Source organism: Nonomuraea sp. NPDC049504, assembly GCF_040676845.1.
In the GTDB taxonomy this organism is placed as follows: domain Bacteria; phylum Actinomycetota; class Actinomycetes; order Streptosporangiales; family Streptosporangiaceae; genus Nonomuraea; species Nonomuraea salmonea.
Map to the genome: position 1 here is coordinate 1 of NZ_JBFAPT010000032.1, position 22471 is coordinate 22471.

The window sequence follows — 22471 nt, forward strand, 5'->3', positions numbered from 1 at the left end:
GTTCGACAAGCTGGCCGTGCGCTACGAAGCGACCGTCCACATCGCCGTGATCGACACCTGGCTATGAGCCCACCACTTCTGAAACGCGCCCTAGGACCTCCCACCCCACACCCCCCGAACTGAACCCGCTCACCGCCAGAGAACGCGAAGTCCTGGAACTGATCGCCCGCGGCCGCTCGAACGCCGAAATCGCAACCGACCTCACGATCGGCGAGCAAACGGTCAAAACCCACGTCAGCAACGTCCTGAGCAAGCTTCTGCTCCGCGACCGCGTCCACGCAGTGATCCTCGCCTACGAAACCGGCCTCATCCGCCCCTCCGCCGGTCCCCACCCCTGAACGAACCGGCAACTCATCGCGCAACGAGCCGGGCGACTTCCGTATGGACCTGTACTCCTTCGGCTGCGTCCTCTACGAGATGCTCACCGGAGAGCCGCCGTTCGGTCGCTTGAACCCTTCCGCGCTCAGAGAGCCGCATTTACGCAAGCCTCCGACGCCGCCCAGCAGGCGGGTCTACGGGATATCCCCCGCCCTTGAAGGGCTCACCATGCAGCTTCTCGCCAAAACCCCCGGCCATCGGCCGGACAGCGCCGGAGACGTCGCCGCGCAACTCGCCGCCATCATCAATGCGGACGACACCGACGCCATTCAGTCCAGCGACGAGAAGGTGCGGAAGCTGACCGCCGAATTCGGCGAGACGGCACCGGCGACCCTGGAGGCTCGGCTGCACCGGGTACGCCTGATCGCCGCCAGCGGGGACATAGCCGGCGCCGTACGAGAGTGCGACCGTATCGCCGCCCAGTACGCGCAGATGTACGGCACGTACGACCATCGGACCTGCGACGTGCGGAACATGAAGCAACGACTGACCTTCCCCGGTTAGACCAATCACCACGCGCGGGTTTGAATGGTGATCGTGGCTGGGCGCCGGCCATCGCGGCGGGGTGAACCACCGTGGCCGATGACATCCCCACCAGCCCCCCACGAGCACGAACGGAGTCGACGTGACGAGCCAACCGCGCTCCATGACCCGCGACGACCGCAAGGTCCTCGCCAGCACCCTGGCCGGCACCACCATCGAGTGGTACGACTTCTTCATCTACGCCCAAGCCGCCGGCCTGGTCTTCGGGCCGCTCTTCCTGGCCCCGGTCAACGAGCAGGCACCCGGCCTGGCCACCCTCATCTCGCTGGCCACGATCGGCATCAGCTTCCTGTTCCGCCCGCTCGGCGCGATCGTCGCGGGCCGCTACGGTGACCGGCTCGGACGCAAGCGCATGCTCGTCATGACCCTCCTGCTCATGGGCGGGGCCACCACGCTGATCGGCCTGCTGCCGACGTACGAGTCGATCGGGGTCGCGGCGCCGATCGCGCTCATCCTCCTGCGCATCGTGCAGGGCTTCTCCGCGGGCGGCGAGTGGGGCGGCGCGGCGCTGCTGGCGGTGGAGCACGCGCCGCGCGAGCGCCGCGGCTGGTGGGGCACGTTCCCGCAGATCGGCGTGCCGATCGGCCTCATCCTGGCGACCGGCGTCCTGTGGATCATGAGTACGGTCACCACCCCCGAGCAGTTCCAGGCGTGGGGCTGGCGGGTGCCGTTCCTGCTCTCCCTGACCCTGATCGTCATCGGCTACCTCGTGCGCCGAGCCGTCGAGGAGAGCCCCGTCTTCAAGGAGCTGCAGCAGCGCACCAAGACGTCCTCCGCGCCGCTGCGCGACCTGTTCCGCGGCCACAGCAAGAACGTCCTGCTCACCGCCCTGATCTTCGTCGCCAACAACGCCGCGGGCTACCTGCTCATCGCCTACTTCATCAGCTACGGCACCACCGCGCTCGGCCTGTCCCGCCCGTCCGTCCTGCTCGCCACCGTCGCCGGCTCGGCCACGTGGTTGATCTTCACCCTGTACGGCGGCGCGCTGTCCGACCGCATCGGCCGCGTCAGGACGTTCCAGATCGGGTACGCGCTGGTGTTCGTCTGGATGCTGCCGCTGTTCCTGCTGATGGAGACCCGCGACATCTGGCTGTTCGCCGCGGCGATCATCGTCCTGACCGTCGGCCTGGGCCTGTCTTTTGGCCCGATGTCGGCGATGTACGCCGAGATGTTCCCCGCCTCGGTGCGCTATTCGGGAGCGGCGATCGGGTACGCCCTCGGCGCCATCCTCGGCGGCGCCTTCGCGCCCACGATCGCGCAGGCGCTGGTGCAGGGCACGGGGTCGGCGCTGTCCGTGGGCGCGTACATCATGGTGCTCTGCGTCGTCTCCCTGGCCGCGGTCACCGCCGTCAAGGAGCCGAAGGGCACCGACCTGGGCGTCAGCCGGGAGCCGATCTCCTGACGCGGTGATCATATTGTGATCTTCGGCGCCGCGGCCGGGGCTCGGATCGGCCTTGCGTACCAGCGGGGCAGCAACCAGTTCACGGTCGCCTCCTCGGGCATCCTCGTCACCGACGTGACCACTCAACGTTCCGTCGGCACCGGCGTCACCCTGACAGCCGGCGTCTGACCTCCGACTTTCTGAAACCCGGTCGCCGGCACGCAGGCGACCGGCCCTGAGAGGAGCGCACCATGAGCGGGACCTTCGACAAGGTCGCTTGGATCCACCTGGAAGACGGCAAGATCCTCAGCACGCGATCACGAGGCAAGAACGTCTACTACCTCCCCGGCGGCAAACGCGAACCGGGCGAAACCGACATGGACACCCTCGTACGCGAGATCGACGAGGAGCTCGCCGTCACCATCGACCCCACCACCGCCACCCACCTGGGGACCTTCCAGGCCCAGGCCCACGACCACGCCGACGGCGTCGCCGTACGGATGATCTGCTACACCGCCGGCCACCACGGGATCCCGACGGCCAGCAGCGAGATCGAAGAGGTCGTCTGGCTGGCCTACGCCGACCGCGACCGCGTGTCCCCGGTCGATCACCTGGTCTTCGATCACCTGCACAGGAACGGACGGCTGCTCTGACGCGGCATCAGCCATGGTGCTCTACTGCAACCGGTGGACGTCATGGAAGGAGACCGTGAGCAGCGGCCGTGCCAATGACGTGGTCAGCGGCGGCCGGGCGAATGCCGTGGCGACGGGCAACGTCCTGGCGAACATCAGAACCACACCTCGGCGGGGTCGGTGGTGTTCAGGGCTCAGGGCAGCCACGCGACCGTTTCGCTGGTCCACCGCCAGGTCCGTTCCGCGCGCAGCTCATGTTTCTGGGGCTATGTCCTGCGCATCCCCGGAGAGAACCAGATCCATTGCCACTGGCGGCGGGCTTGGCCGAAACGTCGCGGCCGGTCGCCGATCACCGACACTGTCACAACCCGGGGCGCCGTCCTGTCTCAAGAGGCAGAACAGACGTACCGGAAGTGACAGGAGACGGCATGAGGATCAGGGTTCGGATGCGGGCGCGGCCCATCGACGAGCCGCACCGCGTGGCCAGCCCGCTGGAGCTGCTGTTCGACCTCACCTTCGTGGTGGCGGTCGCGGCCGTCACCGCCCAGTTCGCGCACGCGATCGTGGAGGGGCACGCGGCCGGCGGGATCGCGCCGTTCCTGCAGGTGTTCTTCGCCATCTGGTGGGCGTGGATGAACTTCACCTGGTTCGCCTCGTCCTACGACACCGACGACGTCGGCTACCGGGTGCTGACCATGGTGCAGATGGCCGGCGTGCTGGTGCTGGCCGCCGGGGTGCCGGTCGCGGCCGAGCACGCCGACTACGGCTTCGTCACCCTCGGCTACGTCATCATGCGGATCGGGCTGGTCCTGCTGTGGTTGCGGGCCGCCTCGGGGGACCCGGCGCGGCGCCGCACCGCGCTGCGATACGCCGCCGGCATCTCCGTCGTCACGGTGGGCTGGCTCTACCATTCCGTGCTCGCGCCGGTGAGCGCCGAGCTGCCGCTCTTCGTCGTCCTGGCGCTGCTGGAGCTGGCGGTGCCTCTGTGGGCGGAGCGCGAGCGGCCCACGACCTGGCACCCGCATCACATCGCCGAACGGTACGGGCTGTTCACGATCATCCTGCTCGGTGAGAGCGTGCTCGCGGTGTCCCGAGGGGTGGCGGCGGCGATGGAGGCGGGCGAGGTCGGCGGCCGGTTCGTGGTGGTCGCGGTGTCGGGGCTCGTGGTGCTGTTCGCGTTGTGGTGGCTGTACTTCCTGGTGGAGGCCGGCGAAGGGCTCAGCGGGCGGCGCGACCGGTCCTATCTGTGGGGGTACGGGCATTACGGCATCTTCGCGGCGCTGGCCGCGCTGGGCGCCGGGCTGGAGGCGGCGACCGAGGAGGGCGGGCATGGTGTCGCCGGGCCGCTGACTTTGGGGTACGCCGTGGCGATTCCGGTGGGGGTGTTCCTGCTGCTGCTCGGGGCGGTGTACAGACTGATCGCGGCGCGGCCTGTGGTGCCTCCCCTGGTGTTGTGGGCCTTCGCCGCCGTGGTCGCGGCGCTGCCGGCGGCCTCACCCTGGATCGGCGTGCACGGGGTGGTCGCGGCGATCGCGGCGAGCTGCGTGCTCCTGGTCACTGCCACGATCGTCATGACGGGCTCTGCCGCCGCGAGGGCTCACGGTGACAGAGCAGATAGGGCACTGGCGTAGCCGCCGCCGGCGAGCCCGACGATCACGTCCAGAAGCGGGTGGTCTCCTCAAGGGGAGCCCGGCCGATCAGGACGGCGCTGCCCGGCACGTCGGGATCCTGATACCCGAAGGAGACCCCGAACAGCAGCTTGCGATCACGCACCCCGAGCTGCTCCCGCACGGTGTCGGCGTAGAAGCTCAGCAGCCCCTGGGGACAGCTCGCGATCCCGTACGCAGAAAGGGCGAGCAGCAGAGTCTGGCCGTACATGCCCAGGTCGGCGGCCATCCGAGCCTCGCCGTTCGACGGGAGGAAGAGCAGCGCGACGTGCGGGGCGCCGTAGAAGCGGAGGCTGTCGAGCTGGTACGCGTCACGCGCCGCGTGGTCGTCCCTGGCGATGCCGAGGGCGCCGTACAGCGTCGTGCCGAACGCCTGGCGGCGGGCCGCGTGCACGCTGGTGTAGAGGCCGGCGCTGTAGGGGAAGTCGGTGGACGGCGCGCCACGGGCGTGGGCCGCCAGCAGCGCCTTGCTGAGCGCGTCGCGGGCGGCCCCGCTGACGACCTCGACGCTCCACGGCTGGGTGTTGCTGTTCGAGGGCGCCGCGCCGGCCAGCGAGAACACGGCCCGCATCACGTCGTCGGGCACGGGATCGGAACGGAACGCGCGCACCGCACGCCGATCGCGGATCAACCGCTCGGCGTACTCGGGCGGCAGAACGTCAGTGGACATCGCTCTCCTCCTGGTCGAGAAAGGCGTCGAGGAGCCGGTCGACGGCGGTCACCAGGCCGGCGGCCGAGCGGCCGGGGTCGAAGACCTGGCTGGTGATGTGGGCGCCGTCCACCAGCATCTGGATGAGGTAGGCGACCTGCCCGGGATCGGCCAGGGGCAGCGGCTCGACGAGTTCGGTGAAGAGCTCGAGGTAGCGCTGCTTCTGCTCCTGGGCGGCCACGCGCACCGGATGGGCCCGGTCGGGGAACTCCACCACGGTGTTCGCCAGCGGGCACCCGCGATGCCCGGGTGCGGCGATGGCCTCGGCGATCTCCGCGACCACACGCCGCAGCTGCGCGCGCGGATCGCCGGGGCAGGCCGCGCGGACCGTCTCGATGATCTCCTGCGGCGAGATGCCCTTCTCCCGCAGGTACGCCACGGCCAGCTCGTCCTTCGAGCCGAAGGCCCGGTAGATGCTCGGCTTGCCCACGCCGGACCGCTCGGCGATCTCGGCGACGCCGGTGCTCCGGACGCCCTCCTGGTAGAAGATCTCGCGGGCGGCGTCCCAGACGCGCTCTCCCGCTGGTGTCAGCCCCATCGTGCTCCTCCATGCGTACCGATCGGTACTGAGCACCGTACCGATCGGTACTCCCGGCGTCAAGCGCGGTGGGGCCGACTGGTCCGTGGAGGGGCAGTCAAGAGATGGATTTCGCTGATGCCCAGGTCAGCGGCCATTATGATCATTCCTCCACAAAGTTGATCTTTCCGTTGTAAGGTTCCTGCCGGAAACCGCAACGAGAATGAGGAACCAGCTCGTGATCCGACGCCCCAGGGCACTGTTAAGCGCAACTGCCGTCCTCCTCGCCACTGCCACCCCGCTCGCCCAGCCGGCCGCGGCCGACGACGCGGGCGCCAAGCCGGCCGTCGTGCGGCCGGTCTCGGGCGTCAGCCCGCTGCCCGCCGACTGCGGCGGCCCCCCGGCGGACGGCTACGTCCTGAACCCGAACACCGAGGTCCTCCCGGCGCTCGCCGCGGACCCGAGGCGGCCCCAGCGCCTGGTCACGGTGTTCCAGCAGGACCGCTGGAACCGGTACGGCAGCAACGGCGCCCTCGCCGCCGTCTCCGACGACGCCGGCCGGACCTGGACGACCTCCAGGAACCTGCCCGCCTTCTCCCGCTGCAACGGCGGCACGGCGGCCAACGGCGGCGACTACGACGTCACCACCGACCACTGGGTCACCGTCACCCCGTCAGGCGCCGCGATCGCCGCGTCGCTGTCGATGTCCCGCGCCGGTGACGTGACCGCGATCCTGGTCTCCAGGTCCGGCGACGGTGGAAGGACCTGGGGCCCGCCGGTGACGCTGCAGCGCGACGACACCGTGCGCTTCTTCAACGACCGGCCCTCGGTGACCGCCGACCCCTACCGGCCGGGCGTGGTCTACGCCGTGTGGGACCGCATCGACGACCAGTCCACCGAGGCCGAGCCGAACTGGATCCAGCCCGTCTACCTGGCCAGATCCACCGACGACGGGCGTACGTGGACGACCAGCAAGGTGTTCGACGTGCCGAGGAACAGCGGCGTCATCGGCACCCAGCTCGTCGTCCTCCCCGACGGCACACTGCTGATCGGCATGCACCACGAGACCATCGACGAGGGCTTCACCCAGGTCATCCGCTCCACCGACGGCGGCAGGACCTGGGCCAAGACCTTGGACGTGCCCGCCCCCATGGCCGTCGGCCCCCGCATCCCCGACCCCGACGACTCGGGCGACCCCATCAGGAACGCCGCCCTCCCGCTGCTCGCCGCCCAGCCGGGCACCCAGGTCGTGCACGCGACCTGGCCGAGCCAGGACGCCGACGGCGCCTTCCACGTGGCCTACGCGCGCTCGGCCGACGGCGGGCGTACGTGGTCGAAGCCGGTGCGCATCGACAGGACGCCCACGGGTTCGGCCGCGGTTCCCGCGGTGGCGGTGTCGCGGACCGGCACGGTGGCGGTCACGTACTACGACTTCCGCAACAACACCTCCGGCCCCGACCTGCCCACCGACCTGTGGGCCGTGACCTGCGCGAGCGGCTGCACGCAGCCCGGCGCGTGGCGCGAGCAGCACATCGAGGGCCCGTTCGACACCCGAGCCTTTCCGTCGACCAGCGTCGGACGCCTGCTCGGCGACTACACCGGCCTGGTCGCGACCGGCTCCTCCTTCGCCGCCGTGTACGGCGTGACGACCGGCGACGCCGCCAACCCGGTGGACCTGCACAGCGCCACCTTCTCCCGATAAAACGCCCGAAGGCGTGGTTCCCGGTGAATGGCCGGGGCCACGCCGTCGCGTACCCGATTAAGCTCCTCGCCAATTCGCCGGCCGCCGTGATTGATCCACGTTTCCCCAGGAAATGACAGGTTCCGCGCTCAGCATCGGACCCGCACAACCGCATGTCCGATATGCGCGAGAATTCGAGGCAATTTCGTTTTCTGGGGGATTCATGGGTACATTTCGCGGCCGGCGTTTCGGCCTGATCATCTCAGCGGCGGCTCTGGCGCTGGCCACGCCCTTGGTCACGTACGCCGACACGCCATCGCAAAGGAGCGCGGCGGGTGAAGCGGCGCTTCCCGGCATCATCCCCGCCAGCCGGTGGGGCGTGATCGGCCGCAACACCCTGGGCTCGCCGAGCGCCGTCCTGCGCGAAGGCCCCTACGGACGCACCGAGGCCACGGCGTTCGCGGCCACCCAGCCCCCGCCGTACGGACGCGGCAGCCTCGGCATCATCGTCGGCAGCGGCACCGAGAAGATCGCCTGGGGCAACGAGACGCTCTACGCGGACAAGCCGCTGTCGTCCATCAAGAAGCTCAAGTACTGGGTGTTCGCCGGCATGGACAGCCTCACCGGCGTCAGCCTGCCGAACATCACCATCGAGGCCGACCCCAACGTCGGCTCCGCCGAGTACACGAGCCTCGTCTACCTGCCGAACGCCTCGACCAGCCCGTCCGCGCCGTCGGAGCCCCGCCCCAACGTCTGGCAGCAGTACGACGCCTCCGCCGACAACGGCAAGTGGTGGGCCACCGGCAGCACAGGCGGAACCATCACCTGCACCCAGGCGTCACCGTGCTCGTTCCGCCAGCTCAAGGAGAAGCTGCCCCAGGCGGTGATCAGCCTCAGCCTCGGCATCTCCAAGGGCAGGGACAACGCGTTCGTCGGCGCCGTGGACGGCCTCCAGGTCAACCACACGGTCTACGACTTCGAGTTCAACGGCGTCCGCACGAGATCCGTGCGCTGAGGCGCGATGAGTTCCCCGGCTCCAGGGAGTCATACTCCGGGAACAACGGAGCCGAGGAGGAACTCTAGGATGCGCAACGTCACGTACTCGATGGGCGTCTCGCTCGACGGCTACATCGTCGGGCCCGACGGCGGCTTCGACTGGGCCGAGCCCGATCAGGAGATCTTCCGCCACCACATCGACGAGATCCGGCAGGTCGGCGTCCACCTGATGGGCCGGCGGCTGTACGAGACCATGCTCTTCTGGGAGACCGCCGACCAGGAGCCGTCCATCGACGACGACACCCGCGAATGGATCGGGCTCTGGAACCCGCTCCCCAAGGTCGTCTTCTCCACCACGCTGCCGGAGGTGCGGGGCAACGCCCGCCTGGCCTCCGGCAGTCTCGCCGAGGAGATCGAGCGGCTGCGCGCCGAGCCGGGGGAGGGGGAGATCGCGATCGGCGGCGCCACCCTCGCCGCCGAGGCCGCCGCCGCGGACCTGATCGACGAATACCGGGCCGTGGTCTACCCGGTGCTGGTGGGCGGCGGCATCCCGTACTTCCCGCAGGGCAAGCGGCAGGTGGAGCTCGACCTCCTCGAAACCCGCACCTTCCCCTCGAAGGCGGTCGCCTACCGCTACCGCGTGCGGCGCGCGTGAGCGACGCGGCCGGCCGGCCGTCCGAGGGAAGGTCGGCCCACCTCCTCGTACGCCCTATTTACGGGCAGGCGGCAACCCTCCTATCGGCTCCCCAGCCAATAGCCTGACCTGCTGAAATACCCCGTATATCGGGAAATTACGATTTTCCTCTACTTCCAGTGCGCATGTCGGTCAAGGGGTTGTTTGCGGCAGAAGTCGAACACATAATCGTGGGCGCCGAAGCAGCCACGGGCGGGGGACTCGCCCAAGTACGCCCGCCCGTGGGCCACTTACCGCAAACAGGGAGTGTGTACCCAGATGCGCGCACGATCCATCCTGGCCGTCTTATCCTGCGCAGCCGCCCTGCTGAGCATCGTCACCACCCCGGCCTCGGCCGCCGCGCCCCCGTCCCCGCAACTCGCCTTATCCGAGCCCACTGAGGGCTCCGACCAGCCCGCCCGCAAGAAGGGCACGAAGGCCGTCCAGCACAAGACACCGGCCTGCCCGACGCCCAAGGAAGGCGAAACGGCCGCCTGCCTCCAGGTCGTCACCCCGAAGACCCCCTTCACCCAGCAGCGCCCCCGCGCGCAGGTGCAGGACATCCTGCCGATTCCGGACTGGTGCATCGAGAACGCCTTCACCGGCGTGTGGGCTCTGCGCACCTCGGCGTGCGAGATCACCGGGCTGCTCTACACCACGTACCGCGTCGTCAACGGCGTGCGCACGGTGACCGGCGAGGCGTCGTTCAACGTCATCAATTACAGCTACAGCTCCACTGACCTGCCCGACTGGGCGCACCAGATCGAGCTGTCGGCCTACCAGGGCTGGGGTGACGCCCTGGCCGCCAGCCTGTCGGGCACGACCACCGCGAGCGGCTCCTGCGCCACCGCCGGCGCCACCTTCCCGTCCCGCCCGATCTCCCCGCTGGGCACCTGGATCCAGGGCGAGTCGTACTTCAGCACCACCGCCACCGCCCCCGGCGCGATCGGCACCTGCACCACCACCTGGTCGCTCACGTTCACCAACGGCACCTACACCCCGGCCGGCATCGGCTTCGACATGAGCGAGATCCGCTGCGACAACGCCACGGCGGGCCGGGCGGCCATCGGCTGCGTCGTGCCGTGGTACGCCTCCGAGCTGGTCTACAGCCAGAGCCTCTACCCGTCACTGGCCTCGCACGTCTCGCGCGCCCAGGCGTCCGGGCTCCCCGGGGCGACCTTCGACGCGCCGCTGACGCGTACCACCAACGAGACGATCATCAACACCAACCGCAGCCTCGCCTGCGGCGACGCCCCCTCGATCAGCGGGCTGAGCTGCGACGAGTACCCGATCGCCCGCTCGTACGAAGGGCTGAGCTCCGGCGGCACGCGGCGGACGTTCGACGGCTGCAACTTCAGCCTGCCCGGCCAGACCGGCCCGACGGGCGTGTCCGTGTGCATGATCACCGCCACCGAGAACAACGCGCAGGGCGGCCTGAACACCCAGTTCTTCCGCCGCGAGCGCGTCCTGGACGGCGATCCCTTCCGGGTCACCGTGGGCACGTGACATCCTGCTGAAGCCTGACGGGGCCCTGCCGTGCCCGGCGCGGCAGGGCCCGCTCGCGAAGGAGGCGAGATGGACGCGTCAGCCGAGGTGCGCGTGAGCGACCACGCCTTCGGGCTGCTGGACGACGGCGACCTGCCGATCGGGACGGCCGACCACTCCAACGGGCTGATCATCGTGATGTCGGCCGGCGCGCTCCTCTACACCGGCATCGACACCGGCACCGTCCACGTCGCCCTCACGCTCACCGAGCCGTCCGGCGACGTCGACGCCTCCTGGGAGGACGTGGTCGAGGCGAGCGTGCACGCGCCACGCGGCCGGCTCCGCCTCGACTCCCCGGATCACGGCCCCGTGCCCGCCGTCCCCCTGCTCAGCGCGGCGGGCCCCGGCTGGTACCGGGTCCGAGCCTGCGTACGCGGCCGGGACCGCCACTTCGACGCCGTGCACGACGACCCCGGCGAGGCGTACCACCTGTGGGTGTGGCCGGCCCCACCGGCGCCGGCCAGCCTCATCCGCACCACCGACCGCTGCGGCGCCGCCCTGCGCGCCACCCCGGCCCGGCGCCCGCCCCGGCAGAAGAGCGGGCAGGAGAGCGGGCGGCGGACCGGGGACCGGCTGGACGAGGCGATCCGCCGGGCCACCGGCCGGCCGCTCAAGGAGTGAGACACCGCTGCCGGCGAGAAGCCTGGGACCCCTCACCCCTCGCCCACGACCAGAGCTGAGGCGTGGCGGTCAGGCGGCCGGCTCGGGGTTGGCGGCCCTGAGCCGGAGCGTGTCGCCCTCGACGTCCACCGTGACCTTCCCGCCCTCGGCGACCTCGCCGGTCAGCAGCATGGCCGACAGCCGGTTGTCCAGCTCGCGGTGGACGGCGCGGCGCAGCGGGCGGGCGCCGAACTCCGGCTGGTGCCCGCGCTGGGCGAGCCAGTCCTTCGCGGCGTCGCTCACTTCCAGCGAGATGTCCTGGGCGCGCAGCCGGCCGCGGGTGCGCTCCAGCAGCAGGTCGATGATCTGGCGGAGCTGCTCGCGTTCGAGCCGCTTGAAGATGATCGTCTCGTCGATGCGGTTCAGCAGCTCGGGACGGATCGTGCGGCGCAGCAGGTCCATGAGCCGGTCCTCCAGCTCGGAGACGTCCCCGGTGGCCTCCAGGATGAGCTCGGCGCCGATGTTGCTGGTCATGATGACGATGGCGTTGGTGAAGTCGACGGTGCGGCCCTGGCCGTCGGTGAGGCGGCCGTCGTCGAGCATCTGCAGCAGGATGTTCATCACGTCGGGGTGGGCCTTCTCGATCTCGTCGAGCAGGATCACGCAGTGCGGGCGGCGGCGTACGGCCTCGGTGAGCTGCCCCGCCTCCTCGTAGCCGACGTAGCCGGGCGGCGCGCCGATGAGCCGGGAGACCGTGTGCCGCTCCTGGAACTCGCTCATGTCGATGCGGACCATGTGGTCCTCGCCGCCGAACAGCGCGGCGGCCAGGGTCCTTGCCAGCTCGGTCTTGCCGACGCCCGTCGGGCCGAGGAACAGGAAGCTGCCGATGGGGCGGTTCGGGTCCGACAGGCCCGCGCGCGCCCTGCGTACGGCCTCGGCGATGGCGGTGACGGCCTCGTCCTGGCCGATGACCCGCTCGTGCAGGTGCTCCTCCAGCCGCATGAGCCGGTCGCGCTCCTGCTCGGTGAGCTGGGTGACGGGGATGCCGGTACGGCGCGAGACGACCTCGGCGATGTCCTCCACCATGACCTGCGGCGCGCTGTCGCGGTGCCGGCGGGCCCGCTCCAGCTCGGGGCGGAGCTTGGCGATCTGGGCGGTCACCTCCTTGGCCCGGTCGAAGTCGTCGGCGGAGACCGCCTGGTCCTTGTCGCGGCGCATCGACTCCAGGCGTTCCTCCAGCTCGCGCACGTCGCTGCCGGGCGTGCTCGCGCGCAGCCGGACGCGGGCGGCGGCCTGGTCCATCAGGTCGATGGCCTTGTCGGGCAGGAAGCGGTCGGTGATGTAGCGGGCCGAGAGGGTGGCGGCGGCGTCGAGGGCGTCGTCGGTGATGCGGACCTGGTGGTGGGCCTCGTACGTGTCGCGCAGCCCGGCGAGGATCTCGACCGTCTGCTCCACGGTCGGCTCGGCGACCAGGATCGGCTGGAAACGGCGCTCGAGCGCGGCGTCCTTCTCGATGTTCTTGCGGTACTCGTCGATCGTGGTGGCGGCGATGACGTGCAGCTCGCCGCGCGCCAGGGCGGGCTTGAGTATGTTGGCGGCGTCCATGCCGCCCTCGGCCGAGCCGGCTCCGACGAGCGTGTGCACCTCGTCGATGAACACGATGACCTCGTCGGCGTGCGCGCGCACCTCGTCGATGACCTTCTTGATGCGCTCCTCGAACTCGCCCCGGTACTTCGACCCGGCGACCAGGCCGGTCAGGTCGAGCGCGATGACCCGCCGGTCCTTCAGCGGGCCGGGGACGCTGCCGTTCACGATGCGCTGAGCGATGCCCTCGACGATCGCGGTCTTGCCCACGCCGGGCTCGCCGATCAGGCACGGATTGTTCTTGGTGCGGCGCGAGAGCACCTCGATGGACTGCTCGATCTCGTCCTCGCGGCCCACGACCGGGTCCACGCGGCCCTGGCGGGCCTCCTCGGTGAGGTCGCGGCCGTACTCGTCGAGCGAGGGCGTGCCGCCGTTGCCGTGGCGGGGTTCGTCGGCGGGACGGGACACCGCGCCGGCCAGCACGGCCTGCTGCAGTTCGTTGGCCGAGACGCCCTGCTCGCTCAGGACGCGCGCGGCCGTGGAGTCGGGGTTGGCGGCCAGCGCGAGCAGCAGGTGCTCCGGCCCGATGTAGGAGGAGCCGAGCGCGCGCGAGACGCGCTGCGCGTCCAGGATGGCGCGTTTGGCGGCCGGCGAGAGCGTGGTGGGCGGCTCGGTGGCCTCGCCCGGTGTCGCGAGGTCGCCGATCCGGTCGCGCAGCCGTTCGACGTCCACTCCCGCGGTGGTCAGCAGCGAGCGGGTCGCGTCGGTGTCGATCAGGGCGCCGAGGAGGTCGAGGACGTCGAGGTCGGGCGCGCCCCGCTGCCCGGCCCGCTCGACGGCCGATCGCAGCGCCTCCCTGGCCGAGGCGCTGAGCAGCCGGCCGACGTCCACGCGCTGGACGCCCGGCCGGGACGGCGGCCAGCCCTCCATGGCGCCGAACACCCGCCCCGTGAGTTCCTCGAACCCTCTGAACGGGTCTTCTCCGAAAAATGACCTGAACGGTATGTCCGACATGGATGTCCCCTCTCACGCTCCGAGGGGACACCTAGCCAGCAGGGCCGCAAGCATTGCCAGTGGTCGGCAAAGCCTCGAGCAGCCGTCGCGAGCACCGTACCCAAGATCGACTCGTCGCTCAACGTGCGTCCGGTATGCGGGCATCCCGTGGCAGACATCCATAGATACCGCACTTGAAAACAATCTTCCACATGAACGACTTGTTAGAAAATTTCTTCCCAAATCTTCTTGACCTGGGCCGTTGACACTGGGGAAGCTGTGGCGGGAGTGCCGAAAGGTGAAAGGACCGCTCCCTCCATGGTCACCCTCCGCCCCTTCCAGCCAGGCGACGAGACCCCCCTGGTCGAAGCCTGGAACCGCAGCATGCCGGCCGACCCCACCACGGCCGGCTGGTTCAGGGACTGCGTGCTGCTCGACCCCAACTTCGACCCCGAGGGCCTGCGCGTGGCCGTGACCGGGGACGACGTGGTGGGCTGCGCGTACGCCGTCCGCCGCCTGATCCCGTTAGCGCCCGGCACCGACCTGGAGCCGGACATCGGGTGGATCCCGTTCTTCTTCGTCGTCCCCGAGCACCGCGGCGGCGGCCTCGGCCGGCGGCTGCTGCAGGAGGCGGTGACGTTCCTGGAGGGCCTCGGCCGTACCAAGGTGGAGTTCTCCTCCTACACCCCCAACTACGTGCTGCCGGGCGCGGACGCCGAGCTGTACCCCGCCGGGTTCCGGCTGCTCGGCGAGCTGGGCTTCCAGACGCTCTACTCGCCGGTCGCCATGGACCGCACGCTCGTCGGCTACCAGACCCCGCCCGACGTGCACGACCTGCGCCGGCAGCGCGAGCGCGAGGGCTACGTCTTCCGCAGCCCCGAGACCGGCGAGCTGCCTGAGCTGATCAGGTTCGCCGCCGACGCCTTCAACCCCGACTGGGGCGAGGCGATCAGGCAGCACCGCGACCCCGCGCGCATCGTGATCGCGAGAAAAGATCACATCGTGGGCTTCGCCCTGTACGCCGCCTACCGCGGCATCCCCGAGCGGTTCGGCCCCTTCGGCGTCGACCCCGGCCTGCGCGGCACCGGTCTCGGCAAGATCCTCCTCCACCTGACCATGACCAGGATGCGCGCGGAAGGGCTGCACTCGTCCTGGTTCCTGTGGACCGGCGCGACCAGCCCGGCAGGCCACCTCTACACCAAGGCCGGCTACGAGATCACCAGAAAGTTCCACGTGATGAGGCGATCCGCATGACACACGTACTCGCCATCGGGGCCCACGCGGGCGACATGGACCTGACCGCGGGCGCGGTGCTCGCCCAGCACGTGCTGCGCGGCGACCGCGCGACGCTGCTGCACCTGACGCTCGGCGAGCGCGGCCACCCCCGCATGACGGTGCCCGACTACGCCAAGCAGAAGCGCGAGGAGGCCGAGACGTTCGCCGAGAAGATCGGCGCCGGCGTGCGCTTCCTCGACTACGAGGACGGCCTGCTGCCCGAGGACGACGACACCAAGATGCGCGTCGGCGACATGATCAGGGAGCTGAAGCCCGACGTCATCCTCACGCACTGGAGCGCGTCGATCCACAAGGACCACGCCCGCACCCACCGCATCGTCGAGGACGCCCGCTTCTACGGCGGCCTGAAGACGCTGGAGCGCGAGCGCGAGGCCTACTGGGCGAACGAGCTCTACTACGCCGACAACTGGGAGGACGCCGAAGGCTTCGCGCCCGACACGTTCGTCGACCTGAGCGAGGAGGCGTACGAGATCTGGTCGCAGGCCATCACCGGCTACGCCTACGCCAGGGGCGAGACCTACGGCTTCCCGTACGTCGACTACTACCGCGCGCTGACCATCGTGCGCGGCGCGCCGGCCGGGTTCAAGCGGGCCCAGGCGTTCGCGGCGCCGAAGGGCTCGCGTCAACTGCGCACGAAGTACTTCGGCAAGGGGGCGTAGGCATGAGACGACCGGTGATGAGGCCAGTGAGCAGGGCAGTGGCGATGGCGGCCGCGCTGGCGCTGGCCCTGGCGGGCTGCTCCGGCGGCGGGGGCGGCGGTGGCGGCACGGCCAAGAGCGGGGACGCGCCGCCGCTGGTGATCCACGCCGTGGACGCGGGCACGTTCCAGGAGGACTTCAACCCGTACCACCTCGAAGGCGTGAACTTCGGGACCAGCGGGATGATCCACGAGACCCTCATGTACTTCAACAAGCTCAAGCCGGGCGAGGTCACGCCCTGGCTGGCGCTGGAGCACGAGTGGTCGAAGAAGGGCAAGGCGGTCACCTTCACGCTGCGGCAGGGCGTGAAGTGGTCCGACGGGCAGCCGTTCACCGCCGACGACGTGGCGTTCACCTTCGACATGCTGAAGAAGCACGCCTCGCTCAACAGGAGCGCGCTCGACATCGCCGGCACCGAGGTGCTCGCGCCCGACAAGGTGCGCATCGACTTCGGCGCCACCTCCTACGCCAAGCTGTACGACATCGCCGGCGCCTCGCCCATCGTGCCCAAGCACATCTGGGAGAAGGAGAACGACCCGGCCACCTTCACCAACCCCAAGCCGGTCGGCACCGGGCCCTACACGCTGTCGAAGTTCTCCTCCCAGCTGTACGAGCTGGTCAAGAACCCGTCCTACTGGCAGCCCGGCAAGCCCGAGGTGCCGGTGCTGCGCTTCCCCGCGTACACCGCCAACGCCCTGCAGACCGCGCTGCAGCAGGGCGAGGTCGACTGGGCGGGCGCGTTCGTGCCCGACATCGACAAGATCTACGTGCAGGGCAAGCCGGAGCAGAACAAGTACTTCTTCCCGCCTGAGGGCCTGGTCAACCTGCTGCCCAACCTCACCCACCCGGTGCTGGGCAAGCCCGAGGTGCGCCAGGCCATCAGCCTCGCCATCGACCGGGACAAGATCGTCAAGGTGGCCGAGCGGGGCTACACCACGGTCGCCCACCCGACCGGCGTGACGATGCCGGGCGGCGAGGCGTACGTGCCGGAGGAGTACCGCGACGCCGCCTTCAAGGTGGACATCGCCAAGGCCAAGGAGCTGCTCAAGGGCATCGACCCGGCGCAGCTGAAGTTCCAGCTGCTGGTGCCGTCGCCGTACACCGACTGGGTGAACGCCGCACAGCTCATCCGCGAGGACCTCGCCAAGATCGGCATCACCGTCGAGACCAGGGGAGTGGCTTTCCAGGACTGGGTCTCCAAGGTCGGCAAGGGCGACTACGACCTGTCGATCAGGGGCACCCAGGCCGGGCCCACCCCGTACTTCCAGCTCCGCACGCTGCTCTACGGCAAACTGGCCACGCCCGTCGGCGAGCCGGCCACCGGCAACTACCAGCGCTGGAAGGACGAGACGACCGACAAGCTGATCGCCGAGTACGCCGCCACCGAGGACCTCGCCGAGCAGCAGGCCGCCACCCAGGGCCTGGGCAAGATCATGGTGGAGAAGCTGCCCGCGCTGCCGCTGTTCTACAGCCCGTCCTGGGCGCAGTACCGCACCGACAAGTACGTCGGCTGGCCGTCCGAGCAGGACCCGTACGCGATGCCGTCGCCCTACACCTCGCCCGACGCGGCCGTGGTGCTGCTGAGACTGAAGCCGGCCGGCACGTGAGGTTCCTGGCCAGGCGGCTCGGCTTCTACCTCCTGACGGCCTGGGCCGCCATCACGCTCAACTTCCTGATCCCCCGGCTCATGCCGGGGGATCCGGTCGAGCTGCTGGTCGCCCGCATGAAGGGGAACGTGGAGCCGGCCGCCATCGACGCGATGCGCAAGGCGTTCGGCATCAGCGACGCCGGCCTGTGGCAGCAGTACGTGGACTACCTGGTCAACCTCGCCCACGGCGAGCTGGGCCGGTCGATCACGTTCTTCCCCACCGAGGTCTCCACGGTCATCGCCGACAGCCTGCCGTGGACCATCGGCCTCGTCGGCGTCGCCACGCTGATCAGCTACCTCATCGGCACCGCGCTCGGCGTGATCATGGCGTGGAAGCGTGGCACCTGGCTCGACGGCGTGCTGCCGGCCGCCACGTTCATGCACGCGGTGCCGTACTTCTGGGTCGCGCTGGCGCTGGTGTTCGTCTTCGGCGTGACGCTGCAGTGGTTCCCGGTCAGCCGCGCGTACGGGCTGGAGGTGACGCCCGGCTGGGACGGCGAGTTCATCCAGAGCGTGCTCTACCACGCCGCGCTGCCCGCGATCACCATCGTGATCGCCTCCATGGCCGACCGCATCCTCGGCATGCGCAACGTCATGGTGACCACGCTCGGCGAGGACTACGTGGTGATGGCCGAGGCCAAGGGCCTGACCTCGCGCCGGGTCATGTGGGCCTACGCCGCCCGCAACGCGATCCTGCCCAACATCACCAGCTTCGCGTTGTCACTCGGCTTCGTGGTGGGCGGCTCGGTGCTGACCGAGATCGTCTTCTCCTATCCCGGCATCGGCTCGATGCTGCTCAAGGGCGTGGAGAACGAGGACTTCCCGCTCATGCAGGGCATCTTCCTGGTCATCTCGCTGGCCGTGCTCGTCGCGAACTTCCTGGCCGACCTCGCGTACGTGGTGCTCGACCCCCGGACCAGGCAGGAGTCGGAATGAAGATCAAGATCGGGGCCGGGATCCTCGTCTTCTTCGCGCTGGTGGCCGTCCTCGGGCCGCTGCTCATCGGCGCCGATCCCGCCGCCACCAGCGACGCCGGGCTGCAGGGCCCGTCGGCCGAGCACTGGCTCGGCACCACCCAGACCGGGCAGGACATCCTCGTCCAGCTCGTCTACGGCGCCCGCGTCTCGCTCGGCGTCGGCGTGCTGTCGGCGCTCATCGCGACCGTGCTCGCCGTCGCGGTCGGCCTGGTCGGCGGGTACGTCGGCGGCGCCGTGGACGAGGCGCTGTCGGTGCTCACCAACATCTTCCTCGTGCTGCCCGCGCTCCCGCTCATCATCGTGCTGGCCGGCTACCTGCCGCAGCGCGGCGTCGCCTCGGTCGCCGTGGTGATCGCGGTGACCGGCTGGGCGTGGGGCGCGCGCGTCCTGCGCGCCCAGACCCTGTCGGTACGCCGCCGCGACTTCGTCCAGGCCGCCAGGGCGAGCGGCGAAGGACCGCTGCGGATCGTCTTCTTCGAGATCCTGCCGGTCCTGCTGCCCGTCATCGCCACCAGCTTCCTGGCCACCGTGGTCGCCGCGATCCTGGCCGAGGCCGGGCTGTCGTTCCTGGGCCTGGCCGACCTGTCCACCGTGAGCTGGGGCAGCATGCTGTACTTCGCGCAGAACGGGCAGGCGCTGCTCATCGGGGCCTGGTGGTGGTTCATCCCGCCCGGCCTGTGCATCGCGCTCATCGGCACGGGCCTCGCCCTGGTGAACTTCGGCATCGACGAGATCGCCAACCCGCGGCTGCGCACGATCAAGGTCCCCAGGAAGGCACGCGCATGAACGTCCTGGAAGTCCGCGACCTCGGCGTGGACTACCTGTCCGGCACCGGAGCCGTGCACGCGGTGTCGGGCGTCTCGCTCGACCTGCGCCGCGGCGAGATCCTCGGCCTGGCGGGCGAGAGCGGCAGCGGCAAGTCCACGCTGGCCAACGCGGTGGCGCGGCTGCTGCGCCCGCCCGCCACCGTCACCTCGGGGTCGGTCGTCTACCGCCGCAAGGACGGCACCGCCGTGGACGTGCTCGCCCTCGGCAGGAACGAGCTGCGCGCCTTCCGCTGGAAGGAGCTGGCCGTCGTCTTCCAGAGCGCCATGAACTCCCTCAACCCGGTCAGCACCGTGGGCGCCCAGATCGACGACGTGCTGCGCATCCACGCGCCCCGCATGTCCCGCTCCGACCGCACCGAGCGGGCCGTGGAGCTGTTGCAGCGCGTCGGCATCAGCGCCGACCGCCGCCGCTCCTACCCGCACGAGCTGTCCGGCGGCATGCGCCAGCGCGCCGCCATCGCCATCGCGCTCGCGCTCAACCCCGAGATCATCATCATGGACGAGCCGACGACCGCGCTCGACGTGGTCGTGCAGCGCGACATCCTCGCCGAGATCAAGGCATTGCGCGAGGAGTACGGCTTCGCGGTCGTCTTCATCACCCACGACCTGTCGCTGCTCATGGAGATCTCCGACAGGATCGCCATCATGTACGCGGGCCGGGTCGTGGAGACCGGGACGGCCAAGGCGCTGCACCGGTCGCCGCGTCATCCGTACACGCTGGGCCTGCTGCGCTCCTTCCCCCGCCTGCGCGGGCCGCGCGAGGAGCTGCTCGGCATCCCCGGCACCCCGCCCGACCTGCGCAGCCCGCCGCCCGGCTGCGCTTTCCACCCCCGGTGCGGCAAGGCGTTCGAGGAGTGCTCGCAGACTCTTCCCGTGCTTCGTGCCGGGACGGACGGCGAGGTCGCGTGCCTGCTCAACGACGGGAGGGGCCTGTCATGAACACGGACATGATCGTCCTGGAGGGACGTAACCTCACCAAGCACTTCACCGCCGCCCGCGGCCCGCGCGGCCGCTTCGGCAAGCGCCCGCCGGTGCGGGCCGTCGAGGACGTCTCGATCGCGCTGCGCGCCGGCTCGGTGACGGCGCTGGTCGGGGAGAGCGGCTGCGGCAAGAGCACGGTCGCGCGGCTGCTCGCTCAGGTCTATCCGGCCACGTCGGGCGAGGTGCTGCTGCGCGGCGAGCCGGTACGCGCCCACCGCGGCGCCGCCTTCAAGGAGTACCGGCGCCAGGTCCAGCTCATCTTCCAGGACCCCTTCGCCTCCCTGAACCCCTTCCACCGCGTCCGCTACCACCTGGCCAGGCCGCTGCGACTGCACGGCCATGCCCGCACCGACGCCGAGGAGCGCGAGCAGGTCGCCGAGCTGCTCGAACGCGTCAGCCTCACGCCGGTCGAGCAGTTCATGGACAAGATGCCGCACGAGCTGTCCGGCGGGCAGCGGCAGCGGGTGGCGATCGCGCGGGCGCTCGCCGTCCGTCCCGTCGCGCTCATCGCCGACGAGCCCGTGTCCATGCTGGACGTCTCCATCAGGCTCGGCGTCCTGCGGCTGCTGGAGGGGCTGGCCAGGGACAACGATCTCGCGCTGCTCTACATCACGCACGACATCGCCAGCGCCCGCTACTTCGCCGAGGACATCACGGTCATGTACGCGGGGCGGCTCATCGAGAGCGGGCCCAGCGAGGAGCTGACGCAGTCGCCGCGGCATCCGTACACGCAGCTGCTGCTGGACTCGGCCCCCGACCCCGACCGGATGGCGGCCCCCGCGGGCAAGCGGCACGGCGAGCCGCCCAGCCTCATCGCCCCGCCGAGCGGCTGCCGGTTCCACCCCCGCTGCCCGGTGGCGCTGCCGGTCTGCTCGACCGAGGTGCCGGGACGTACCGAGCTGGGCGAGGGCCGCTGGACGCACTGCTGGCAGGCCGAAGCGACGGTCACCACACCGTGAACGGCAGGGCGGCGTAGACGCGGGCGGCGTCGGCGAGCTCGCCGACGCCGATCCGCTCGTCCGTCTGGTGCATCAGGGAGACGTCGCCGGGCCCGAAGATCACCGTCGGGACGCCGGTCGGCGGCTGCAACACCGACGCGTCGGTGAAGTAGGCGGCGCCACCCACCTCGGGCCGGCGCCCCAGCACCTCCTCCGCCGCCCCCTGCACCGCTCCGGCCAGCGGATCATCGACAGGCGTGGAGACCGGGGAACGGTCATAGGTCACCTCGACCGTGGCACGGAACGCCGGGTCGCGCCGCGCCGCCTCATCCAGCACGGCCTGGAAGCGCGCCGCCGGCTCGCCGGCGTGTTGCCCCGGCACCGTACGGATGTCGAAGTCCACCGCGCAGGCGTCGGGCACCACGTTCAGCGCGCTACCCCCGCTGATCACGGTCGGCGTGGACGTGGCCCCGCTGAGCAACGGATGCGACGGCCCCGACACATCGACCGCCGCCAGCTCAGGCAACACCCGCGCCATGTTGAGAATCGCGTTCACCCCGAGGTCGGGACGCGACGCATGCGCTCCCGTCCCGCGAACGACCACCCGCAACCGCACACACCCCTTGTGCGCGACCACCACCCGCATCCCGGTCGGCTCACCGACCACCATCCACCCCGCCCCGGTCATGCCCCCGGACGCCAGCAGCCGCCGCGCCCCCGCGCAGTCGACCTCCTCACCGACCAGCGCATGCAGCACCACATCACCCGGCAGCCGGCGACCGGACCGCTTGATGGCGACCATCGCGGAGAGCATCGCCGCCAGCCCGCCCTTCATGTCCACGGCCCCGCGCCCCCACAACATCCCGTCCGCGATCTCCGCACCGAACGGATCCCGCGTCCAGGCAGCCGACCCGACCGTCACGGTGTCGAGGTGCCCGCAGTAGACGAAAGCCCGCGCATCCTCCCCGGCCCCCGCCAACCGGACGGTCACGTTGGTCCGGTCGGGCGCCACCTCGTCCGCCCGCACCTCCAGCCCCGCCGCCCCGGCGACCTCGACCAGCACGCGCGCGACCCGAGCCTCGTCACCGGGCGGATTACACGACTCAACCCGCACCAACCGCTGCGCGAGCCCCACGACCTCATCGGCATCGACGATCACAGCCGCGATCCTACGCTCCCGGCCGGAGGGGGCCCGGCCGTGAAACCG

21 protein-coding genes and 1 pseudogene are annotated in these 22471 nt (G+C 70.3%); 18 read left to right on the forward strand and 4 right to left on the reverse strand.

The genetic code is table 11. From position 1 onward, the window contains the following. Window positions 1-110: 110 nt before the first annotated feature. From AB0K28_RS42460 to AB0K28_RS42485, 6 genes and pseudogenes are all read left to right on the forward strand, one after another. A pseudogene (locus tag AB0K28_RS42460) lies at window positions 111-338 on the forward strand (LuxR C-terminal-related transcriptional regulator); the annotation flags it as partial. Between the two features lie 43 nt (window positions 339-381). Further along, window positions 382-882, forward strand: coding sequence for a hypothetical protein (locus AB0K28_RS42465; protein ID WP_364381729.1), 501 nt, complete (start codon window positions 382-384; stop codon window positions 880-882). A gap of 142 nt (window positions 883-1024) precedes the next feature. Beyond that, entirely contained in the window at window positions 1025-2323 is a 1299-nt protein-coding gene (locus tag AB0K28_RS42470; RefSeq protein WP_364381974.1) for an MFS transporter, read from the forward strand. 15 nt (window positions 2324-2338) lie between these two features. Beyond that, window positions 2339-2491, forward strand: a complete 153-nt coding sequence (locus AB0K28_RS42475) for a hypothetical protein (protein WP_364381732.1) — start codon at window positions 2339-2341, stop codon at window positions 2489-2491. A 62-nt stretch (window positions 2492-2553) separates the two neighbouring features. Then, window positions 2554-2955, forward strand: coding sequence for an NUDIX domain-containing protein (locus AB0K28_RS42480; RefSeq protein WP_345404864.1), 402 nt, complete (start codon window positions 2554-2556; stop codon window positions 2953-2955). Window positions 2956-3362: 407 nt separating this feature from the next. Further along, window positions 3363-4565, forward strand: a complete 1203-nt coding sequence (locus AB0K28_RS42485) for a low temperature requirement protein A (protein ID WP_364381735.1) — start codon at window positions 3363-3365, stop codon at window positions 4563-4565. 22 nt (window positions 4566-4587) lie between these two features. Here the strand turns inward: AB0K28_RS42485 and AB0K28_RS42490 are convergent, their stop codons facing one another. Together AB0K28_RS42490 and AB0K28_RS42495 are read right to left on the reverse strand one after the other, a co-directional pair. Continuing rightward, entirely contained in the window at window positions 4588-5271 is a 684-nt protein-coding gene (locus AB0K28_RS42490) for a nitroreductase (protein ID WP_364381738.1), read from the reverse strand. Continuing rightward, window positions 5261-5848: a TetR/AcrR family transcriptional regulator gene (locus tag AB0K28_RS42495; RefSeq protein WP_345404876.1), complete on the reverse strand. Its 588-nt coding sequence runs from the start codon at window positions 5846-5848 to the stop codon at window positions 5261-5263. The genes AB0K28_RS42490 and AB0K28_RS42495 overlap by 11 nt, the downstream gene beginning before the upstream one ends. Before the next feature lie 217 nt (window positions 5849-6065). Between AB0K28_RS42495 and AB0K28_RS42500 the strand changes: the two genes are divergently transcribed. The 5 genes from AB0K28_RS42500 (at window position 6066) to AB0K28_RS42520 (ending at window position 11343) form a co-directional block, all read left to right on the forward strand. Continuing rightward, entirely contained in the window at window positions 6066-7529 is a 1464-nt protein-coding gene (locus AB0K28_RS42500; protein WP_364381741.1) for a sialidase family protein, read from the forward strand. A 202-nt stretch (window positions 7530-7731) separates the two neighbouring features. Next, window positions 7732-8523, forward strand: coding sequence for a hypothetical protein (locus AB0K28_RS42505; protein WP_364381744.1), 792 nt, complete (start codon window positions 7732-7734; stop codon window positions 8521-8523). A gap of 69 nt (window positions 8524-8592) precedes the next feature. Then, window positions 8593-9159 carry a dihydrofolate reductase family protein gene (locus AB0K28_RS42510; RefSeq protein WP_345404885.1) on the forward strand — a complete coding sequence of 189 codons (567 nt, stop codon included), beginning with the start codon at window positions 8593-8595 and terminating at the stop codon, window positions 9157-9159. A gap of 297 nt (window positions 9160-9456) precedes the next feature. Next, window positions 9457-10683, forward strand: coding sequence for a hypothetical protein (locus AB0K28_RS42515; RefSeq protein WP_364381748.1), 1227 nt, complete (start codon window positions 9457-9459; stop codon window positions 10681-10683). Window positions 10684-10752: 69 nt separating this feature from the next. Continuing rightward, window positions 10753-11343 (forward strand): hypothetical protein, encoded by a 591-nt coding sequence (locus AB0K28_RS42520; protein WP_364381751.1) that lies wholly within the window; start codon window positions 10753-10755, stop codon window positions 11341-11343. Between the two features lie 69 nt (window positions 11344-11412). On the opposite strand, the gene AB0K28_RS42525 is transcribed toward AB0K28_RS42520, so the two are convergent. Further along, window positions 11413-13920, reverse strand: a complete 2508-nt coding sequence (locus AB0K28_RS42525; protein ID WP_364381754.1) for an ATP-dependent Clp protease ATP-binding subunit — start codon at window positions 13918-13920, stop codon at window positions 11413-11415. Window positions 13921-14217: 297 nt separating this feature from the next. On the opposite strand from AB0K28_RS42525, the gene AB0K28_RS42530 reads away from it, so the two are divergent. The 7 genes from AB0K28_RS42530 to AB0K28_RS42560 are packed head-to-tail and all read left to right on the forward strand — an operon-like array spanning window position 14218 to window position 21285. Further along, the gene (locus AB0K28_RS42530) at window positions 14218-15153 is read left to right on the forward strand and encodes a GNAT family N-acetyltransferase (RefSeq protein ID WP_364381757.1); all 936 of its coding nucleotides are present in this window, start codon (window positions 14218-14220) and stop codon (window positions 15151-15153) included. After that, a complete protein-coding gene (locus AB0K28_RS42535; RefSeq protein WP_364381760.1) occupies window positions 15150-15854 on the forward strand; it encodes a PIG-L family deacetylase in 705 nt (234 codons plus the stop codon). The genes AB0K28_RS42530 and AB0K28_RS42535 overlap by 4 nt, the downstream gene beginning before the upstream one ends. 26 nt (window positions 15855-15880) lie before the next feature. Beyond that, window positions 15881-17500: an ABC transporter substrate-binding protein gene (locus tag AB0K28_RS42540; RefSeq protein WP_364381763.1), complete on the forward strand. Its 1620-nt coding sequence runs from the start codon at window positions 15881-15883 to the stop codon at window positions 17498-17500. Further along, on the forward strand, window positions 17497-18477 hold the full coding sequence (locus AB0K28_RS42545) for an ABC transporter permease (protein ID WP_345404909.1): 981 nt from the start codon (window positions 17497-17499) through the stop codon (window positions 18475-18477). The genes AB0K28_RS42540 and AB0K28_RS42545 overlap by 4 nt, the downstream gene beginning before the upstream one ends. After that, the gene (locus tag AB0K28_RS42550; protein ID WP_345404912.1) at window positions 18474-19304 is read left to right on the forward strand and encodes an ABC transporter permease; all 831 of its coding nucleotides are present in this window, start codon (window positions 18474-18476) and stop codon (window positions 19302-19304) included. Before AB0K28_RS42545 ends, AB0K28_RS42550 begins: the two co-directional genes overlap by 4 nt. After that, entirely contained in the window at window positions 19301-20284 is a 984-nt protein-coding gene (locus tag AB0K28_RS42555; protein ID WP_345404915.1) for an ABC transporter ATP-binding protein, read from the forward strand. Before AB0K28_RS42550 ends, AB0K28_RS42555 begins: the two co-directional genes overlap by 4 nt. Beyond that, window positions 20281-21285, forward strand: a complete 1005-nt coding sequence (locus AB0K28_RS42560; RefSeq protein ID WP_364381768.1) for an ABC transporter ATP-binding protein — start codon at window positions 20281-20283, stop codon at window positions 21283-21285. The genes AB0K28_RS42555 and AB0K28_RS42560 overlap by 4 nt, the downstream gene beginning before the upstream one ends. On the opposite strand, the gene AB0K28_RS42565 is transcribed toward AB0K28_RS42560, so the two are convergent. Next, complete coding sequence (locus AB0K28_RS42565; protein WP_364381771.1) at window positions 21272-22423, reverse strand: M20 family metallopeptidase; 1152 nt, start codon at window positions 22421-22423, stop codon at window positions 21272-21274. The two genes, AB0K28_RS42560 and AB0K28_RS42565, sit on opposite strands and share 14 nt — an antisense overlap. Window positions 22424-22471 lie beyond the last annotated feature (48 nt).

Coding starts and splice junctions, on each gene's coding strand:
- AB0K28_RS42465 (WP_364381729.1), top strand. CDS start 382: ATGGACCTGTACTCCTTCGGCTGCGTCCTCTACGAGATGCTCACCGGA.
- AB0K28_RS42470 (WP_364381974.1), top strand. CDS start 1,025: ATGACCCGCGACGACCGCAAGGTCCTCGCCAGCACCCTGGCCGGCACC.
- AB0K28_RS42480 (WP_345404864.1), top strand. CDS start 2,554: ATGAGCGGGACCTTCGACAAGGTCGCTTGGATCCACCTGGAAGACGGC.
- AB0K28_RS42485 (WP_364381735.1), top strand. CDS start 3,363: ATGAGGATCAGGGTTCGGATGCGGGCGCGGCCCATCGACGAGCCGCAC.
- AB0K28_RS42490 (WP_364381738.1), bottom strand. CDS start 5,271: ATGTCCACTGACGTTCTGCCGCCCGAGTACGCCGAGCGGTTGATCCGC.
- AB0K28_RS42495 (WP_345404876.1), bottom strand. CDS start 5,848: ATGGGGCTGACACCAGCGGGAGAGCGCGTCTGGGACGCCGCCCGCGAG.
- AB0K28_RS42505 (WP_364381744.1), top strand. CDS start 7,732: ATGGGTACATTTCGCGGCCGGCGTTTCGGCCTGATCATCTCAGCGGCG.
- AB0K28_RS42510 (WP_345404885.1), top strand. CDS start 8,593: ATGCGCAACGTCACGTACTCGATGGGCGTCTCGCTCGACGGCTACATC.
- AB0K28_RS42515 (WP_364381748.1), top strand. CDS start 9,457: ATGCGCGCACGATCCATCCTGGCCGTCTTATCCTGCGCAGCCGCCCTG.
- AB0K28_RS42520 (WP_364381751.1), top strand. CDS start 10,753: ATGGACGCGTCAGCCGAGGTGCGCGTGAGCGACCACGCCTTCGGGCTG.
- AB0K28_RS42525 (WP_364381754.1), bottom strand. CDS start 13,920: ATGTCGGACATACCGTTCAGGTCATTTTTCGGAGAAGACCCGTTCAGA.
- AB0K28_RS42530 (WP_364381757.1), top strand. CDS start 14,218: ATGGTCACCCTCCGCCCCTTCCAGCCAGGCGACGAGACCCCCCTGGTC.
- AB0K28_RS42535 (WP_364381760.1), top strand. CDS start 15,150: ATGACACACGTACTCGCCATCGGGGCCCACGCGGGCGACATGGACCTG.
- AB0K28_RS42550 (WP_345404912.1), top strand. CDS start 18,474: ATGAAGATCAAGATCGGGGCCGGGATCCTCGTCTTCTTCGCGCTGGTG.
- AB0K28_RS42555 (WP_345404915.1), top strand. CDS start 19,301: ATGAACGTCCTGGAAGTCCGCGACCTCGGCGTGGACTACCTGTCCGGC.
- AB0K28_RS42560 (WP_364381768.1), top strand. CDS start 20,281: ATGAACACGGACATGATCGTCCTGGAGGGACGTAACCTCACCAAGCAC.